Annotated in this window: 15 protein-coding genes; 8 read left to right on the top strand and 7 right to left on the bottom strand. The window is 32.9% G+C overall.

All coding sequences use genetic code 11. From position 1 onward, the window contains the following. Positions 1–99 precede the first annotated feature (99 nt). Entirely contained in the window at positions 100–1,119 is a 1,020-nt protein-coding gene (locus tag ACFSX9_RS12060) for a quinone-dependent dihydroorotate dehydrogenase (protein WP_379808004.1), read from the top strand. Between the two features lie 19 nt (positions 1,120–1,138). Then, the gene (locus ACFSX9_RS12055; protein WP_379808002.1) at positions 1,139–2,002 is read left to right on the top strand and encodes a hydroxymethylglutaryl-CoA lyase; all 864 of its coding nucleotides are present in this window, start codon (positions 1,139–1,141) and stop codon (positions 2,000–2,002) included. Between the two features lie 159 nt (positions 2,003–2,161). Here the strand turns inward: ACFSX9_RS12055 and ACFSX9_RS12050 are convergent, their stop codons facing one another. Together ACFSX9_RS12050 and ACFSX9_RS12045 are read right to left on the bottom strand one after the other, a co-directional pair. Next, positions 2,162–3,073: a retropepsin-like aspartic protease gene (locus ACFSX9_RS12050; RefSeq protein WP_379808000.1), complete on the bottom strand. Its 912-nt coding sequence runs from the start codon at positions 3,071–3,073 to the stop codon at positions 2,162–2,164. A gap of 102 nt (positions 3,074–3,175) precedes the next feature. Then, a complete protein-coding gene (locus ACFSX9_RS12045) occupies positions 3,176–3,877 on the bottom strand; it encodes a hypothetical protein (protein ID WP_379807998.1) in 702 nt (233 codons plus the stop codon). Positions 3,878–4,116: 239 nt separating this feature from the next. Between ACFSX9_RS12045 and ACFSX9_RS12040 the strand changes: the two genes are divergently transcribed. The 6 genes from ACFSX9_RS12040 (at position 4,117) to guaB (ending at position 12,861) form a co-directional block, all read left to right on the top strand. Then, positions 4,117–5,319, top strand: a complete 1,203-nt coding sequence (locus tag ACFSX9_RS12040) for a DUF4856 domain-containing protein (protein ID WP_379807996.1) — start codon at positions 4,117–4,119, stop codon at positions 5,317–5,319. 76 nt (positions 5,320–5,395) lie between these two features. Further along, on the top strand, positions 5,396–6,511 hold the full coding sequence (locus tag ACFSX9_RS12035; protein ID WP_379807995.1) for an imelysin family protein: 1,116 nt from the start codon (positions 5,396–5,398) through the stop codon (positions 6,509–6,511). 5 nt (positions 6,512–6,516) lie between these two features. Then, positions 6,517–7,887 (top strand): HTTM domain-containing protein, encoded by a 1,371-nt coding sequence (locus tag ACFSX9_RS12030; RefSeq protein WP_379808333.1) that lies wholly within the window; start codon positions 6,517–6,519, stop codon positions 7,885–7,887. Then, on the top strand, positions 7,868–10,309 hold the full coding sequence (locus ACFSX9_RS12025; protein WP_379807993.1) for a TonB-dependent receptor domain-containing protein: 2,442 nt from the start codon (positions 7,868–7,870) through the stop codon (positions 10,307–10,309). The genes ACFSX9_RS12030 and ACFSX9_RS12025 overlap by 20 nt, the downstream gene beginning before the upstream one ends. 138 nt (positions 10,310–10,447) lie before the next feature. After that, positions 10,448–11,197 carry a hypothetical protein gene (locus ACFSX9_RS12020; protein WP_379807991.1) on the top strand — a complete coding sequence of 250 codons (750 nt, stop codon included), beginning with the start codon at positions 10,448–10,450 and terminating at the stop codon, positions 11,195–11,197. Positions 11,198–11,388: 191 nt separating this feature from the next. After that, positions 11,389–12,861, top strand: coding sequence for an IMP dehydrogenase (gene guaB, locus ACFSX9_RS12015; RefSeq protein ID WP_379807989.1), 1,473 nt, complete (start codon positions 11,389–11,391; stop codon positions 12,859–12,861). A gap of 56 nt (positions 12,862–12,917) precedes the next feature. Here guaB and ACFSX9_RS12010 read toward each other — a convergent pair whose 3' ends face one another. From ACFSX9_RS12010 to ACFSX9_RS11990, 5 genes are all read right to left on the bottom strand, one after another. Next, complete coding sequence (locus ACFSX9_RS12010; protein ID WP_379807987.1) at positions 12,918–15,155, bottom strand: cation:proton antiporter domain-containing protein; 2,238 nt, start codon at positions 15,153–15,155, stop codon at positions 12,918–12,920. 114 nt (positions 15,156–15,269) lie between these two features. Next, on the bottom strand, positions 15,270–16,613 hold the full coding sequence (gene purB / locus ACFSX9_RS12005; RefSeq protein ID WP_379807985.1) for an adenylosuccinate lyase: 1,344 nt from the start codon (positions 16,611–16,613) through the stop codon (positions 15,270–15,272). A gap of 46 nt (positions 16,614–16,659) precedes the next feature. Then, the gene (locus tag ACFSX9_RS12000) at positions 16,660–17,364 is read right to left on the bottom strand and encodes a Sir2 family NAD-dependent protein deacetylase (RefSeq protein ID WP_379807983.1); all 705 of its coding nucleotides are present in this window, start codon (positions 17,362–17,364) and stop codon (positions 16,660–16,662) included. A gap of 51 nt (positions 17,365–17,415) precedes the next feature. Beyond that, positions 17,416–18,201 (bottom strand): anti-sigma factor, encoded by a 786-nt coding sequence (locus tag ACFSX9_RS11995; protein WP_379807981.1) that lies wholly within the window; start codon positions 18,199–18,201, stop codon positions 17,416–17,418. Beyond that, entirely contained in the window at positions 18,194–18,724 is a 531-nt protein-coding gene (locus tag ACFSX9_RS11990) for an RNA polymerase sigma factor (protein ID WP_379807979.1), read from the bottom strand. Before ACFSX9_RS11990 ends, ACFSX9_RS11995 begins: the two co-directional genes overlap by 8 nt. Between the last annotated feature and the right edge of the window lie 12 nt (positions 18,725–18,736).

Genomic DNA, 18,736 nt, shown 5'->3' with positions numbered 1-18,736 from the left:
TTCCTAATTATACGTGCTAAATCTTTTATTGTTACAAAACTTCGGAATACTTTTTTCTTGGATTACTATTTTATACTTTTGCAAAACAACAACCTTACTATGTACAAAATTTTAATTCGTCCGCTACTTTTTTGTTTTGATCCAGAAAAAGTACATTATTTCACATTTTCATTGATTCGTTTTGTGAATAAAATCCCTGGTTTTTCAAGTTTATATCAAGCGCTTTATGAAGTAAAAGATGCCCGATTAGAACGTGAGGTTTTCGGAATTAAATTTAAAAACCCAGTTGGGTTGGCTGCAGGATTTGATAAAGACGCCAAATTATATCAAGAATTATCAAATTTTGGATTTGGATTTATTGAAATCGGTACATTAACACCTGTTGGACAAGAAGGAAATCCTAAAAAACGTTTGTTCAGATTAAAAGAAGACAATGCCATTATTAACCGAATGGGCTTCAACAATGGTGGTGTAAAAGAAGCGGTAGAACGTTTAAAAAAGAATAAGGGCGTTTTGATTGGTGGAAACATCGGTAAAAATAAAATCACACCTAATGAAGAAGCCGTTAAAGACTACGAAATCTGTTTTGATGCTTTGTTTCCTTATGTAGATTATTTTGTGGTGAATGTGAGTTCGCCAAACACCCCGAATCTGCGCGAATTACAAGATAAAAAACCATTAACTGAATTGTTGCAAACGCTTCAAGACAAAAATAATGCACTACCAACGCAAAAACCAATTCTCTTAAAAATCGCTCCGGATTTAACAGATGAGCAACTTTTAGATATTATCGATATTATTAAGGAGACAAAAATTGCGGGAGTAATTGCTACAAATACCACAATTTCGCGCGAAGGTTTACAATCAGATAACAAAACAGAAATGGGCGGATTATCGGGTAAACCATTAACCAATCGTTCCACAGAAGTGATTCGTTTTCTTTCCGAAAAAAGTAATAAAGCATTCCCAATCATTGGAGTAGGAGGAATTCATACAGCTGAAGATGCTATTGAAAAATTAAATGCGGGAGCGAGTTTAATTCAGTTATATACTGGATTTATTTATGAAGGACCGGCTTTAATTAAAGCAATCAATAAAAAGATTTTAGAAAACAGCTAAAATTTATATCTTTGAAGCTATGAATGATATCAAAATTATTGAATGTCCACGTGATGCTATGCAAGGCATTAAACCTTTTATTCCCACAGAAAAGAAGGTAAAATATATCCAATCGTTGTTGCGTGTTGGTTTTGATACCCTTGATTTTGGAAGTTTCGTTTCGCCAAAAGCCATTCCTCAGATGCAGGATACGGTTGAAGTCTTGGCTCAGTTAGACTTGTCGAAAACCACTAGTAAACTGTTGGCGATTATTGCCAATACAAAAGGAGCTGAAAACGCTTCTATACATAAAGAAATTCAATATTTAGGTTTTCCATTTTCTATTTCGGAGAACTTTCAAATGCGAAATACACATAAAACAATTGCCGAAAGTCTAGTTACTTTACAAGAAATTCTAGAAATCGCGGATAAAACCAACAAAGAAGTCGTGACTTATATTTCTATGGGTTTTGGAAATCCTTATGGCGATCCTTGGAATGTTGAAATCGTAGGCGAGTGGACCGAGAAATTAGCGAATATGGGTGTGAAAATCTTATCGCTTTCGGATACGGTCGGAAGTTCTACGCCAGAAGTCATTGATCATTTGTTTTCTAATCTGATTCCTAAATACCCAAACATTGAATTTGGAGCGCATTTACACACCACGCCAGACAAATGGTTTGAGAAAATTGACGCTGCTTACAATGCGGGTTGCCGTCGTTATGATGTTGCTATTCAAGGCTTTGGAGGTTGTCCTATGGCGAAAGACGATTTAACAGGCAACATGCCAACGGAGAAATTATTGTCATATTTCACTACCAAAAAAGAAAATACTAATACAAGTCCTATGAGCTTTGAAAGTGCTTATAACGAAGCGACTAAGTTGTTTAGTGAGTTTCATTAGAAGCTATTTCCAGCTATACATTACAAGATTTTAGCAACAATTCTTTTTTTGCAAGCACTAAAAAGAGCTTCTTTAGGTCGCTTTTTTAGCACAACAAAAAATAGAATTCTTTTCTAAAATGCTTTCCATTCCTATCTGGGCTAAAACACATTTACTCTATTACTCTTTAATTTCGTAAAAGTCTTTATATAAATTTTTGTTGATTTTAAAATAGATATACTGATTTTTATAATCGAGAATTATATCGAATTTCTTCAAAAAAGCATTGCCAAAAAAACCGGCTAAATCATCGGTTGCATCAATTCCTTCGGTAGAATTAGAAAGAGCAGTCGGAATATTATACAAATGTTTACCTGCAAATACAATTTCCGGACATAATACAATGGGCAATTCGTATTTTGAACCATCAGAACCTTGAAACTTTACTGCACCTATTTTTTTCGTTTTAGCAATGAAATTGTTCTTTTTAGTAAACGGTGAGGCTAACGTTAAGGCGTCTTGCGCTCCTGTATCAATTCCAAACATACCTTTATATTTTTTGCCATCAACGATTAGTGTGCTTGTTACGCAGGTAGGATAAACAGCATCCGACATTTTTAATTTGGTATAACCTTTATAGTTTATACTCTTATCATTTTCATCATAAAAATTAAGCACTTGTTTTTCATAGTCAATTTCTATAATGTGTCCGTTCATTACGTCTGTTCCCATAACACCATCAAAGGAGGTAGTTCCCATTTCAATAATGGCTAACACCACTTCTTTTTTGTTAATCTTTCCTATGAAAATATTATTTCCTGAGCTTTCTTCCACTTCATTAACTCCGTTAGAACCCCTATTTGTGGAAAGCCCATCAATTTTAAGTTGTACTTTTTTTATTGCTTCTTTATTCATACAAGTGCCATCTGCACCGGTATCAAAAAGAAATTTCAAGCTATCGATTTCGTTTACTTTAGCATAAAAGAAAATGTGATTCTTTTCCAACTCAAACGGAATAGATTCAATAGGCTGAGATTGCGAATAAAGAGAAAGTGAAACAAAAGTCACTATGAGAACGAGTATTTTTTTCATTTTAGCTGCTGGTTTTGTGAAAGTCTAACTTCGTTCTCTTTATGCAAATTCTTGATACATTGCATTAAATCTTCGAGCTAAAAACCGATTGACTTTGGATTATTAAAAACTAAAAATCTTTAAAACATCTTTAATTTTCTTTGGGTGCGTAAATCTATGTTTTTTACCAATTATGTTTAAATACAAATAAATGGTAACTGAGAAAAAGACAACAGTAATCTGTTTACCTATAACATTACCAATAATTAAGTCTAAATATATATCGTCAGAAAAATTATTTAAGGAATAATAAACCACAGAATCAAATAAGCAAACTAAAGAAGTGGGAAGTAAAATCTTTAAAAATAAAAATTTATTCTTGAATTTATAATTCATCAATTCGTATAAAATTATTAAAAAAATGGAATCTAAATATAATAAACACGTACCAAGTAAGAATAAATCAGTATCATGATTAAAGATGTTTTTTATAAACTCCACATTATAAGACTTGTTGTCTAAATAAATTTGTTGCAGTGAAATATAGCAAAGTAGCGTAATGGCTATGTTAGAAAGTAGCAAACCGTAAATTAAACTTCGCACTTTTTTTATACTTTCTGTATGAAATACCAAGAGGATACAGAATAAGGTGGAGGTGAATAATACACTGGAACCTGGAGAAAATATATACTTGTCAAAATATAAATTATAAACACTGCTGGTTAAAATAATTAAGAAAAACTGCATAGAACCCATTAAAACAAAGAGTGGGCCCATCCCGAAATTTCTAATAGCACTATGGAAAATCACGATGATAAGTGCCATTACCATAGTTTCCAGTAAAAGATAAAATAACGCTTCCAATTTGTTAATTATTAAAAATTTATTGTAAAAATACTTTTTTTAAGGTGATAACAAGGTTTTGTGGTACATTTTTAACTAAAATTTTAATTTCTTATCAACATTAAATTTTTATTTTAATTTATTCTAAATAAAGCTTGTGTAATAAAATTTCTCTTATTATTTTTGTACTTTAATTTTTATACAATCTAAATAATAATAATATGCGTTTAAACAAAATTACTCTTGCATTGCTATCCGCTACTTTATTTGTAGCAAGTTCATGTTCAGACAACGATGATAGTTCAGACAATTCAGTAGTAACTCCAACAAGTTACACATTTGAAAGAAATGGTTCATCTTCGGTAAATTATGAAGGGCAATCTAGCAGGATATTAATGCTTAACGAGTTAGGAAATTATATAAAAGATCAAGCAACTACTGGCGATCTTATAGATGTAGCGGTTTTAAATAATATGTATACTAATGTTAGTAATCCTTTTTCTACTACAGCATTAAATACTTCTGAGAAACAGTTGAGAAATAAAGTTGCAGCATCTAGAGATTATTTTGTTAATCTTGGAGGCGCAGGTTCTACAGTGGAGCAAACTGCAGTTAGAAATTTTTTCGCAAGCCAGTTTAATGATGCGAATGAAGCTAGCACTGGAAATGTTGCTGCAGCAAACGTTGCAGGTTCTTATATAGACGGATCATCTGTTCGTTTATTTGCTGCAAATGGTTTAGAGCCACAACAAATTTTATTAAAAGGAATGATGGGCGCTTGTTTTATGGATCAAATTGCGAATCATTATTTAAGTACTGCTGTATTAGATGAAGGTGGTAGTAAAATAGAAAACACAAATAAAGTGTTAGAAGCAGGTAAGAATTACACCTCAATGGAACACAAGTGGGATGAAGCTTATGGCTATATTTATGGTGCTGGTGGCTCAAAATTCTGGGATAGTTATATCAATCAAGTGAATGCAGATTCAGATTTTAACACAGTTAAAGAAGCTATTGAAGTTGCCTTTAGAAAAGGAAGAGCTGCTATTGTTGCTAATAATTATGACGTTCGTGATGCACAAATTGCAATAATTAAAAGTAAAATTGCAATGATTCCAGCGGTTAGAGCCGTATATTATTTAAAAAGTGGTAAAGAGAAATTAGTTACTGACAATGGTGCAAAAGCTTTTCATGCACTTTCTGAAGCGTATGGTTTTATTATGTCACTTCGCTACACGCAAAACCCAGCCACTAACGAGCCATATATGTCTAAAGTTCAGGTGGATGCAATCTTAGCAGAATTAACTGCAGGTACAAATGGCTTATGGGACGTAGATTATTTAAATGAAAAATTAGACGGTATTGCTGCTCAAATTGCTGCTCCTTTTGGTTTTACAGTAGAGCAAGCACAAACGGTTAACTAGAAAAACATAAAAATAAGTAGCTTGCTTTAAGAGATGAGCTACTTATTTCATTAATTTTGCAAAAAAAAATAAAACGATGAGAAAGATTCTTTTTTTAACTGCTATTCTTGGTTTATTTGCGTCGTGCTCTAGCGACAGTGATTCGCCTGCTTCCTCGGGTGATAATTATGACAGAGTAGCGCTACTAACTAACTGGGCTGATAATATAATTATCCCTAGGTTTGAAGATTATCAAAGTAAGGTTGTTTTATTAAATAATGATGTTGCGACATTTACAGCTTCTCCGAGCCAAGATAATTTAGAAAACCTGAGAACAAGTTGGTTAAATTCATACAAATCTTATCAATACGTGAATATGTTTAATATTGGTAAAGCCGATGATATCAATTTCACAGATTGTACTAATATTTATCCCTTAAATACGCAGGGAGTTCAGGAAAATATTGCAGCTGGAAATGTAAATTTACAGTTAGTATCACAATATAGCAAGCAAGGGTTTCCTGCCCTAGATTATATGTTGAATGGTTTAGCTACTTCGGATAGTGATATTCTATATTTTTACACAACAGATGCAAGTGCCTTAAATTATAAGGAATACTTAGTTGCATTAACAACAAAATTAAAGTCAGATGCTGATGCAATTGTTAACGATTGGAACGGTTCATATAGAGCAACTTTTATCGCTAGTAGCGGTAATTCTGTAAGTAGTTCTTTAAACAGAATGGTTAATAATTTTGTAAAGTATTTTGAAAAGGACATTAGAGCCGGAAAAGTGGGTATTCCTGCCGGAGTTTATTCTGATGGAGCAACTTTACCTGATAAAGTAGAGGCATATTACAAAAACGATATTTCAAAAATCCTATTAGAAGAATCTGTAAAAGGTTCTCAAGATTTTTTCAATGGAAAACATTTTAATAGTGCAACGGAAGGTAAAAGTTTAAAATCGTATTTAGACTTTTTAAACACTGTAAGAAATGGACAAAATTTAAGTGCAATTATAAACAATCAGTTTACCTTAATTAACCAAGCAAATGCAAATCTGAGTGCTAGTTTTTCTTCTCAAGTAAGTACGGGAAATGCTCAGATGCTTATTAGTTTTGATAACTTACAGCAAAATGTAATTTATTTTAAACTGGATATGATGCAAGCTTTAAATATTACTGTTGACTATGTAGATGCTGATGGCGACTAATAATGATTAAAAACACTATAAATTCATACTTGGATAGGAATGTACCAGCTTCAACGCTAGCTTTTTTTAGGCTAGCGTTTGGTTTAATGATGCTTTTTAGTCTCGTTAGATTTGTAAGTTATGGATGGGTGGATAAATTTTACATTCAACCTCAATTTCATTTCACTTATTATGGATTTGATTGGGTTAAACCTTTTGGAAATCTAACTTATTTGTTGTTTTTAATTTGTGGTTTAGCTGCTTTTATGGTGGCAATTGGCTACAAATATAAAATAGCGATAATTACTTTTTTTCTGACTTTTACTTACATTGAGTTAATGGATAAAACGACTTATTTAAATCATTATTACTTTATTTCAGTTGTCAGTTTTATACTTATCTTTTTACCTGCAAACGCAAATTTTTCGGTAGATGCTTATCGCAACGACAAAGTTAGATCGTTAGTAATACCAAAATATACTGTGGACGTTTTGAAATTGATGTTGGCTATAGTGTATTTTTATGCAGGCTTAGCTAAGTTGAATTCAGACTGGTTATTGCACGCAATGCCACTAAGAATTTGGTTGCCAAATCAATCTAATATTCCATTAATTGGAAATTTAATGCACGAAACGTGGGTCCAATATAGTTTTTGTTGGGCGGGTGCCCTTTATGATTTAGCAATTCCATTTCTGTTATTTAATAAGAAAACTAGAAATTTCGCCTTTTTCCTAGTGGTAGTTTTTCATATCATGACGAAGATATTGTTTCCTATTGGTGTTTTTCCGTACGTAATGATTATAAGTTCGCTTATCTTTTTTGAAGCTTCATTTCATGAAAAAATATTGAATTTCATCGGGAAGATAATCAAAATACGATCTACTGTTTTCACCACTTCGGGAAATTTCGTAACTAGTTTTTCTTCTCGATTGAATAATTTGAAAATTACTTTCTTAGCATTTTTCATGCTGTTTCAATTAGCATTTCCATTTCGATATATGTTATATCCGGAAGAATTATTTTGGACTGAAGAAGGTTTTAGATTTTCATGGCGCGTTATGTTGATGGAAAAAGCTGGTTATGCCCAATTTTACGTTACGGATTCCAAGACCAATAAAAAAATATTTGTTGATAATACGCATTTCCTAACAGCTTTCCAGGAAAAACAAATGGCTTTTCAACCCGATTTTATTTTACAATATGCCCATTTTCTTCATGATTATTATGAGAAAGTTGGCTACAATGATCCAAAAGTTACAATCGATAGTTTTGTTGCTTTAAATGGTCGTTTAAGTAAAAGATACATTGACCCAGAAGTAGATTTAGCAAAAGAATACGAATCATTCCAACATAAAAATTGGATATTACCATTTAACGATGAAATTAAAGGATTTTAAATTAGTAATAGTACTTTTAATAAGCATTTTCAGTTTTTCTCAAAACAATCTGAAAGGTGTGGTCACAAATGCTGATAATCAACCATTAGCAAATGTTGAAGTTTATAATAAAACCACAAGCACTAAAATGACTTCTAATGCAAAAGGTGAATTTATTGTTCTAAATACCTTTAGTGGGAAGAACGTACTCGTCTTCTTTTTATACGGTTATACCATCTTAGAAAAGGAAATTGATGCAACTGCACAAAATGGCTCGTTAAAAATAAAATTAGATATTATTGCTACAAATCTATCTGAAGTTGTAGTAATTCAACAAAAGCAAAAGGCATTTGCGCTCAATAAATTAAAAGATATTGAAGAAACTGCAATTTATGCCGGTAAAAAAACAGAAGTTGTATCCGTAGAAAATTTAACAGCTAATAAGGCAACAAACAATGCGCGTCAAATTTACGGTCAAGTTGTTGGTTTGACTATTAATGAAAGTAATGATGGTGGATTGCAGTTATCAATAGGAGGAAGAGGGTTAAACCCAAATAGAACATCGAACTTTAATACGCGTCAAAATAATTATGATATTAGTGCCGATGTGCTTGGATATCCTGAAAGTTATTATGCGACTCCAACGGAAGCATTAGAATCTATTCAGATTATTAGAGGAGCCGCGTCTTTGCAATATGGAACGCAATTTGGAGGTTTAGTAAACTTTAATATTAAAAAGCCAAGCCTTCAACCTGTGGAAATTATAACGAGAACTACTTTAGGTTCTAATAATTTGTTTACCAACTTTACTAGTTTGAGCGGTACTAATAAGAAATTTAGCTACTACAGTTTTTATAATTACAAACAAGGTGATGGTTTTAGACCCAATTCTCAATTTGATTCTAAAACATTTTTCGCAAATTTAAATTATCAATTTACTGAAAATACATCTTTGCATTTTGATTATACCCATTTTGATTATTTGGCACAGCAACCCGGCGGATTAACAGATGTAATGTTTTCGCAAGATCCTACCCAAAGTAATAGAAGTCGAAATTGGTTTAAAGTAGATTGGAATTTATTTGCACTTCGATTTAAACATCATTTTGAGCATAATGCTGATTTTTCTTTGCAATTATTTGGTCTTGATGCCAGTCGGAAGGCTATAGGATATCGATCAAATCGTGTTTCTAACGCAGATACGCCAGGAAGTGTGAGAGATTTGATTCTTGGAGATTTTGTGAATTGGGGTGCCGAAGCCCGTTATTTAAAAAGATATGATTTCTTCGGAAATACAAATGCATTTTTAATAGGTGCTAAATATTATCAAGCAAAAAATTCAGGAATTCAAGGTCCAGGAAGTTCAGGCAGTGGGCCCGATTTTAATATCGCTAATACTGAATTCCCAACGTATGCCAATCAATCCGAATATACATTTCCAAATGTAAATGTCTCTATTTTCGGTGAAAACATTTTTAGAGTTTCATCTTCTTTTTCAATCACTCCCGGTTTTAGATATGAAAAAATAAAAACACAAGCAGAGGGATACTTCAGAGAAGTTAGAACAGATTTAGCTGGAAATGTTATTTACGATGAATTAGAAAACGAAAATAATATCAAAGAACGAAATTTTTTATTATTAGGAATTGGACTGAGTTATAAAATGGATAGTGGTGTTGAGGTTTATGGTAATGTATCACAAAACTATCGCTCTGTTACGTTTAATGACATCAGAACAGTTAATGCAAGTGCGGCAATTAGCGAAAATATTACGGATGAAAAGGGATATACTTCGGACATTGGTATTAGAGGGAAAATTTTAAATAAAGTTTCGTTTGATGCAAATGTTTACGGTTTATACTATAACGATAAAATAGGGGAATATTTAACGCAAGTTGCAAATGCTGCTAGTTTAGTGCGTTATAGAGATAATATTGGGACGGCCTTTACCTATGGTTTTGAATCATTAATCGACTGGAATATTGGTAAAACACTTTTTCTCGATAAAGAAGATTTCATCTGGAACTTATTTTCAAATGTAGCGATAACAGATTCTAAATATTTAAAATCAGATGTCGCTAATGTTGAAGGAAATAAAGTTGAATTTGTACCGAATTATAATGTGAAATTAGGAACTGGTATTGGATATAAAAACTTTTTAACAAGTTTGCAATTTAGCTACGTTTCTTCACAGTTTACAAATGCTGAAAATAACAAAACCGATGTAAATGATAATACTTATGGTATTTTTGGAGAAATTCCAGCTTATAATGTAGTTGATTTTTCAGCATCTTATAAATGGAAAAACTTCAAGCTAGAAGCAGGCGTTAATAACGTCTTGAACAATTGGTACTTCACAAGAAGAGCTACGGGTTATCCAGGTCCTGGAATTATTCCATCGGAGCCAAGAGTAATTTATACTACTTTAGAAATTAAATTTTAAAGAAAATTAGCAATATTAATTTTTTTTATTGCTAATACATATTCACTTTAATAAAATTACATGGATAATAGTTTTTATTCATGTAATTTTTATTTTTTTAATCTTATTTTCGCGAAATCATAACTAATTAATTTGAAAATGGATTTTGCTAAAAATTACAAAAACCTTACTGACGACAAAATCATTTCTTTACTAAAAGATGCGAATGCGCTAAAACCCGAAGCACTCGTAGCTTTGAAAAATGAAGTTTTAAGTAGAAAGTCTTTGTTTAATGATTTAGCAGATAAGATCGCCTCCGAACAAGCTGAAAAAGTTGAAAATATTGTGCTGAAAAAAAAATCTTATTTTATTAAACTTAGATTCAAAGCATTAGCTTTCTGTGTGTTTAATCTATTGCTATTTTTGGTAATTCGTTATTTTATTTTGAAATTATTTTTTATTCAAATAGTGCTACTTTCATTCCTCTTAACTTCATTTTTTCTAGTTCTTTTTAGAAAGTCAAATCCAGTTGTGACAGTCAAAAGTGATTCCATAGCAATAAGTAAGTACAAGAAAATACCTGTTTTAAGTTCTTTTATGGAATTTAAAATAGTAGAAAGATTTTTTAATATTATTCTGATCGCTATAAGATCATCAAAAATTCATGAAATTAAGTACGAAGATATTATTGAAATTGATGTTCGTTCAAATGAAATATACTACTATAGTGATGAAATGTCAATGGAACAGATATTGAAAAGTTTGGAGACCATATTTGAAGAGAAGAACTTCTCAACTCAGCAACAACCGAGAAGAATATTGAAGGCCACATTAATGCTTGGATTCATAAAAAACAAGCCTGAACTTCTAAAGGTATTACGAGTAAAAAAAGTCAAGATCATAGTTTAACATGATTGAGTTTTTTCTATTTTTCGAAATGATTTCTTCTAATTGTTGTTATTAAGCAAGAATTAATTTGAGTTTTAGCTTTAATTAGCATAATATTTTAATTTTAATTAAAAAAAATCAACTTTTTAAGTTCTAAATTCTAACTTTTCCTTATATTTGCATGCAATTTAACAACTACAACAAAATTGCACATGAAAGCACACGCATCAAAAATCGTTGGCGAAGGACTTACATACGACGATGTTTTACTTATCCCGAATTATTCAGATATTTTACCGAGAGACGTTAGCATCAAATCTAAATTTTCAAGAAATATTACATTAAACGTTCCTATTGCTTCGGCTGCTATGGATACCGTTACCGAAAGTTCGATGGCTATTGCTATGGCGCAAGAAGGTGGTATTGGTGTTTTACATAAAAACATGACTATTGAACAGCAAGCTGCTAAAGTAAGAAGAGTAAAACGTGCTGAAAGCGGTATGATTATCGATCCAGTAACGTTGCCACTGACTGCAACTGTTGGTGATGCTAAAGCTGCAATGAAGGAATTTAGTATTGGTGGAATTCCTGTAGTAGATGAAAATGGAATATTAAAAGGAATCGTTACGAACCGTGATTTGCGTTTCGAAAAAATAAACTCCCGTTCTATTTTAGAAGTAATGACTACTAAAAACTTAGTAACGGCTGCGCAAGGAACTACTTTGCAAGAAGCAGAAGGAATTTTACAAGAAAATAAAATTGAGAAATTACCAGTAGTTGATGCTACTTATAAATTAGTAGGATTAATTACTTTTAGAGATATCACAAAATTAACGCAAAAACCACAAGCTAATAAAGATAGATTTGGACGTTTACGCGTTGCTGCTGCTTTAGGTGTTACGGCTGATGCAGTTGAAAGAGCTACAGCTTTAGTAAACGCAGGAGTTGATGCTGTAATTATCGATACGGCGCACGGTCACACAAAAGGCGTGGTTGATGTTTTAAAAGCAGTTAAAGCTAAATTTCCAGATTTAGATGTTGTAGTAGGAAATATTGCAACGCCGGAGGCTGCTTTGTATTTAGCAGAAAATGGTGCTGACGCTGTAAAAGTAGGAATAGGACCTGGTTCAATTTGTACAACTAGAGTAGTGGCAGGTGTTGGATTTCCTCAGTTTTCAGCTGTTTTAGAAGTTGCTGCAGCTTTAAAAGGAACAGGAGTTCCTGTTATCGCAGATGGTGGAATTCGTTATACAGGAGACATTCCAAAAGCAATTGCAGCTGGAGCAGATTGTGTAATGTTAGGTTCATTATTAGCCGGAACAAAAGAATCACCTGGAGAAACTATTATTTTTGAAGGAAGAAAATTCAAATCATATAGAGGAATGGGTTCAATTGAAGCGATGGAAGATGGTTCTAAAGACCGTTATTTCCAAGATGTTGAAGATGATGTAAAGAAATTGGTTCCTGAGGGAATTGTAGGTCGTGTGCCGTATAAAGGAGAATTAAACGAAAGCATGCAACAATTCATTGGCGGTTTAAGAGCTGGAATGGGTTATTGCGGTTCAAAAGATATTGTAACATTACAAGAAACAGGACGTTTCATTAGAATTACTGCAAGTGGAATTGGCGAAAGTCATCCACATAATGTAACAATAACTAAAGAAGCGCCAAATTATTCTAGATAATATAGAATGTTCTAAAAAGTAAAAACCTGACAGATTTAATTAGCTGTCAGGTTTTTTTATGCTTTCAAAAAAGCTTTAATCTTTTTCTTGTTTCCGGCTAACCAGAGAATATCATCGGATTGTAAAACTAAATCTGATTCAGGATTTAGAATTCGTTGGCCATCGCGCTCTAGTCCAACAATAATACTGTGTGTTTTTTCTCGAATCATCGATTCACGAATACTCTTGCCGATACAAACTCTATCTTTTAATTCTAGCTGTTGAAGTATAATTTCTTCCTTCTCAGTATCTTCAGGATCTTCTCTTTCATTTTTATCTAAATACTCATTAAATAATTGAACTTGTTCGTCTGTTCCAATGATGCTAATTTCATCACCTGGAAATAATCGTTCACTACTTTTAGGAATATTGATTGTAATTTCTCCCCTTCTTATAGTTGCAATGTTAATCCCAAAAGACTCTTTAATACTTAATTCGTTTAATGTTTTTCCGGCTAAATTGGATTCGGTAGCGATAACAAAGTTCGCCATATGCCCATCCCAAGGCGAAAGTACAATTTGTCGTTTACTACTTTTTGCGCTATTTTCTCTGTCATTATAATTTCGAACAAACTGTCTTTCAATCTTATTGTAAAGCGCGTGTAATCTTTTTGGAAATAAAACGTAAGAAATTAAAGCAATTACTAGAGCAACAAAAGCAACTATTGGTGAGAAAAACACATTTAATATAAATCCGAAATAGAATAAACTAAGTGCTATTCTGCTGAATATAAGCACTATAATGGGTCCTTGGTATTTTCTAACTTGCATTAATTCATGCACTTGTTCCACCGCCACTCTTCGCAGCGATAAAGCCCATAAAAAAGGAGACAAAATAATAACTGTAATGGTGGCTGCAATCGCATTTCCAAATCTTGAATCTTGGACTAACGGCAGTAGATATTTTGAGGAAAGTATAATAATCGAGACTATAATAATCGAATGGATAATTACTTGCGTTAAATAGGCTTTTAATACGATTTGCCAAGTACTAACTGATTTTATGGCTTCTGTATTGGAACTGTATCGTTCGATTCGCTTTACCCATCTTCTCGGCAGTTTCCGTTCTAAGTAATTGGAAAAAGGAGTGGATAGTTTTATCATAAATGGCGTCGTAAATGTCGTAATTGCAGAAACAGCTACAACAATTGGATACAAGAAATCACTCGTAACTTTTAATGTCATTCCTAAAGTAGCAATGATGAATGAAAATTCTCCAATTTGCGATAGACTCATTCCCGTTTGTATGGATTGCTTTAGCGGTTGGCCCGAAAGTAATGTTCCAATCGTAGCACTAAAAGATTGACCAATAATCACTACAAAAGTTAGAATCGCAACCGGAACTGCGTATTTCACAAGCATTTCAGGGTCAATCAACATTCCAACCGACACGAAGAAAACCGCTCCAAATAAATCTTTTACTGGTTTTACTAACTTTTCAATATGTTCAGCTTGCGTAGTTTCAGCAATAATTGAACCCATAATAAACGCACCAAGAGCAGGCGAGAAGCCAACATTTGCTGCAAATAACACCATTAATAAACAAAGTGCTAACGATACAATCAGAAGCATTTCATCCGTTAAAAGATGTTTTGCTTTTTTTAATATTGTTGGGATGAAAAATATTCCCGCTACAAACCAAATTGTTAAGAAGAAGCCTAACTTTAAAACCGACTGTAATAATTCAGTACCTGAAAATTGTTGACTCACTGCAATTGTTGACAATAAGACCATCATTAAAATGGCTAAAATATCTTGTACAATTAAAGCACCGATTACATTTCCGGCAAATTTTTTGGTTTTTACACCTAATTCATCAAAGGTTTTTAAGATAATAGTTGTGGAAGAAACCGAAATAATAACTCCTAAAAATATAGAATTCATAGTTCCCCAACCCATTAATTGTCCTACATAATAACCCAAAACTATCATACAAACTGCTTGGGTGAGTGCGGTTATGGAGGCAGTTCCTCCAACTTTCATCAGCTTTTTAAAACTAAATTCGAGTCCTAAACTAAATAAGAGGAAGATTACTCCAATTTCTGCCCATACGTTTACACTGTTGACATCTTTCACCGTAGGGAAAAAGTCAGACTGTGTCCCAGCTAAAAATCCAGCCACTAAATAACCTAAAACTAAAGGTTGTTTTAGCCAGCGGAATAAGATAACTGAAATGGCAGCAGTGACAAGGATTAAACCTAAATCACTAATTAATGCAGGTACGTGAAGTGTAGATGCAGTAAGGAATATTGGCATATATTTGATTTTTGACTAAAATAGTGAAAATCGTTTATTAATCAAAATTTGTGAAAAATAAAATCTCGTTAAAATTGCTTCTAACGAGATTTTCAATCTTATTTATTAAGTATTTTAAATCCCCAAGTAATTACTAGGTGTAATTTGCATTAATTCAGCTCTAACTTCTTCTGAAACTTTTAAATTTTTGATGAAATTATGAATCGCCTCTTTGTTAATTACAGTATTTGTTCTAGTTAAATCTTTCAAAGCTTCGTAAGGATTTGGATAAGCTTCACGACGTAAAATAGTCTGAATTGCTTCCGCCACAACTGCCCAGTTTTTCTCTAAATCTTCGGCAAATTTCTCTTCGTTTAAAAGTAATTTATTCAAACCTTTTAAAGTCGCTTCAAATGCAATGATTGTATGACCAATCGGCACACCAACATTACGTAAAACTGTACTATCTGTTAAGTCACGTTGTAATCTTGAAAGTGGTAATTTAGCCGAAAGATGTTCAAAAATAGCATTTGCAATTCCTAAATTTCCTTCCGAATTTTCAAAATCAATTGGATTAACTTTATGTGGCATAGCCGATGAACCGATTTCACCTGCTTTTATCTTCTGTTTGAAATATTCCATTGAAACATAAGTCCACACATCTCTGTCTAAATCTATTACAATGGTATTAATACGCTTTAAAGCGTCAAAAAAGGCCGCGAAATGATCGTAATGTTCTATTTGTGTTGTAGGAAATGAATGGTGTAATCCCAAACTATTTTCAACAAAATTAGATCCAAATTTCTTCCAATCTGTGTTTGGGTATGCTACTTTGTGTGCGTTATAATTCCCGGTTGCTCCACCAAATTTAGCCGCAAAAGGAACATTAAATAACAAACGCATTTGCTCTTCTAAACGCTCCACAAAAACCAAAATTTCTTTTCCTAAACGAGTAGGAGAGGCTGGTTGTCCATGTGTTCTTGCTAATAATGGAATATCTTTCCATTCCATAGCTAACTCTTTTAATTTGGCAATTACGCTAATTAAACTTGGTAAGTATACGTTTTCAAACGCTTCTTTTGTAGAAAGTGGAATCGCCGTGTTGTTAATATCTTGAGAGGTTAAACCAAAGTGAATAAATTCTTTAAATTCATCCAATCCTAAACCTTCAAACTTTGATTTTATAAAATATTCAACCGCTTTCACATCGTGATTGGTTGTTTTTTCAGTTTCTTTGATCCAAAGTGCATCTTCTGTACAGAAGTTTTTATAAATGGCTCTCAACGAATCATAAACCGATTTGTCAATTTTAGCCAATTGAGGCAAATCAGCTTCGCGCAAAGCAATGAAATATTCAATTTCAACTAAAACTCGGTACTTAATTAAAGCTTCTTCAGAAAAATAAGGAGCTAATGAACTGGTTTTGCTTCTATAACGTCCATCAATTGGCGATATAGCATTTAATTCTGTTAATTGCATTGTTGTTGTGTGTTGTGTGTTGTTTTAAGAAGTGCAAATTTACTAATTACTTAGGAGTTTCGTACGCTAATTTTAATAATTCTTCCTTTACAATTTTCATTCCTGCGGCAGCGGTTAATGGTAGGATTTTTAGTTCATTTGGCAAGTCATAAATTGTAGCTGGTTTTGGATCAATATAATACACCAAAACATTTTTATCTACATAATTCATCAAGCCAGCAGCAGGATAAACTTGCAATGAAGTCCCAATTATAATTAAGATATCGGCGGTTTCTACAATTTCGACAGCAGTTTCAATCATAGGAACTTCTTCTCCAAACCAAATAATATGGGGGCGCATTTGATTGCCATCCAAATCGAAATCACCTAAATTTAAATCATTTTCCCAATCTAGAATATAATCCTGATTAATAGTGCTTCTCACCTTTGAAAGTTCGCCATGCAAATGTGTAACTTTTGTGCTTCCGGCTCTTTCGTGAAGATTATCTACATTTTGAGTGATAATATGAACATCGAAATACGCTTCTAATTCGGCTAATATTTCGTGTCCTCTATTTGGTTTTACGGTTGGTAATTGCGCGCGTCTTTTGTTGTAGAAATCTAAAACTAAAGTTGCGTTATTAGTCCAGCCTAGAGGCGAAGCGACTTCCATAATATCATGTCCTTCCCACAATCCACCTGCATCACGAAAGGTGTTGATACCGCTTTCAGCACTAATTCCTGCTCCTGTTAATATTACTAATTTCTTCATTTTCATTTTATATTTTAAAAAAAATGCGCCTTCGAAAAGACGCATTTGGTATTATACTTTTCCTAAGGTATAGAGTTGTTCCATTGTAGGTCCGGCACTTCCGCCAGCTGGTTCTAATGTAATTCCAAAGGCTTGAGGCGCTTCGGCATTATCAACTTTAATCACTTTTGTTGTACTGCTTGCATACGTATCTAACAATCCAATACTTGTAGGTGTCAATACAGGTTCTAATTGTAAAGCCCAGACTTGATAAACCATTCCTTTTGGCGGTTCTGGCAATCCTGAAGCGTCGATGTAAACAGATTTCGTTGTTTTATTATAATAAGCTTTCGCGTAAGCATCAGGATTCACTTGTTGTCCTGCTAAAGCCACGCTAACACTTCCGTTGTCTCTTAAAACGGCTAAAACTTCATCTGATTCTTTGTTTTTCAACTCTAAATCAACTACTGATTCTTGAAGTTTAGTTCTTTCGACCGCTAAATTATCAATAATTGAATTCGATTCATTTAGTTTATAAAACTGAACGCCCATTCCCAGAACGAAAACAGCAGCTGCAGCCCAACCCATATATTGTGTCCAAGGTGCTTTTGGTTGCAGTTGGACCACTTTTTGTTTGTCAAGGAGTTGATTTCTAATTTTATCAAAATTTGCGGCAGATAAATGAGGTGCAATTCCATATGATAAGTTGATTACAGCTCTTTCTATAGCGGTAATTTCGTCTTTTACTTCAGTATGCTGCGTTGCCATTTGATTCACTTCTTCCATTTCTTGTTCAGAAAGTGTTCCAAAAACATACAATTCTAAGATACCTGATTCGATATATTCTTTACTATTCATTGATTAATAGTCTTAATTCGTTCATACAATTTCTATTTTGAGTCTTTACGGTACCTAAAGGTATTTCTAATTCATCGGAAGTTTCTTGTTGCGTATAGCCTTTGAAGAATAACAAATCGATAATCTGAATACACTTTGGTTTCAATTTCTTAATAAACTCCTTTATACCAATCGCATCTATTTTATTGACTGCTTTGGAGTTGTCATCATGTAGATGTACGAAATTATCGGTAGAGAGGTTTTTTTGATTGTTGTTAAAGTTCTTAGAACGTAATTTATCAATGGACGAATTTCGAGAAATATTCAGCATCCAAGTGTACAAACGCCCTTTTGAGGTGTTATATGTATCGATATTTTTCCAAATTTTAATAAAAACTTCTTGAAGCACATCTTCTGATTCCTCTTTGTCTCTGATGAGATTGTAGATGACACCATATAAACTCTTAGCATAGTTGTCATAAAGCAACGTAAATGACCTATCATCTTTTTTTAATAATAGGGGCAATAATTCTTCTTGTGTCATGCAATTTTAATT

Source organism: Flavobacterium ardleyense (assembly GCF_042686085.1).
Taxonomy (GTDB): Bacteria; Bacteroidota; Bacteroidia; order Flavobacteriales; family Flavobacteriaceae; genus Flavobacterium; species Flavobacterium ardleyense.
This window is presented reverse-complemented; position numbering and strand designations above follow the sequence as displayed.

Excerpts from the sequence above, each read along its gene's own strand:
- ACFSX9_RS12060 (WP_379808004.1), top strand. The coding sequence starts at position 100 with ATGTACAAAATTTTAATTCGTCCGCTACTTTTTTGTTTTGATCCAGAA.
- ACFSX9_RS12055 (WP_379808002.1), top strand. The coding sequence starts at position 1,139 with ATGAATGATATCAAAATTATTGAATGTCCACGTGATGCTATGCAAGGC.
- ACFSX9_RS12050 (WP_379808000.1), bottom strand. The coding sequence starts at position 3,073 with ATGAAAAAAATACTCGTTCTCATAGTGACTTTTGTTTCACTTTCTCTT.
- ACFSX9_RS12045 (WP_379807998.1), bottom strand. The coding sequence starts at position 3,877 with ATGGCACTTATCATCGTGATTTTCCATAGTGCTATTAGAAATTTCGGG.
- ACFSX9_RS12040 (WP_379807996.1), top strand. The coding sequence starts at position 4,117 with ATGCGTTTAAACAAAATTACTCTTGCATTGCTATCCGCTACTTTATTT.
- ACFSX9_RS12035 (WP_379807995.1), top strand. The coding sequence starts at position 5,396 with ATGAGAAAGATTCTTTTTTTAACTGCTATTCTTGGTTTATTTGCGTCG.
- ACFSX9_RS12025 (WP_379807993.1), top strand. The coding sequence starts at position 7,868 with ATGAAATTAAAGGATTTTAAATTAGTAATAGTACTTTTAATAAGCATT.
- ACFSX9_RS12020 (WP_379807991.1), top strand. The coding sequence starts at position 10,448 with ATGGATTTTGCTAAAAATTACAAAAACCTTACTGACGACAAAATCATT.
- guaB (WP_379807989.1), top strand. The coding sequence starts at position 11,389 with ATGAAAGCACACGCATCAAAAATCGTTGGCGAAGGACTTACATACGAC.
- ACFSX9_RS12010 (WP_379807987.1), bottom strand. The coding sequence starts at position 15,155 with ATGCCAATATTCCTTACTGCATCTACACTTCACGTACCTGCATTAATT.
- purB (WP_379807985.1), bottom strand. The coding sequence starts at position 16,613 with ATGCAATTAACAGAATTAAATGCTATATCGCCAATTGATGGACGTTAT.
- ACFSX9_RS12000 (WP_379807983.1), bottom strand. The coding sequence starts at position 17,364 with ATGAAGAAATTAGTAATATTAACAGGAGCAGGAATTAGTGCTGAAAGC.
- ACFSX9_RS11995 (WP_379807981.1), bottom strand. The coding sequence starts at position 18,201 with ATGAATAGTAAAGAATATATCGAATCAGGTATCTTAGAATTGTATGTT.
- ACFSX9_RS11990 (WP_379807979.1), bottom strand. The coding sequence starts at position 18,724 with ATGACACAAGAAGAATTATTGCCCCTATTATTAAAAAAAGATGATAGG.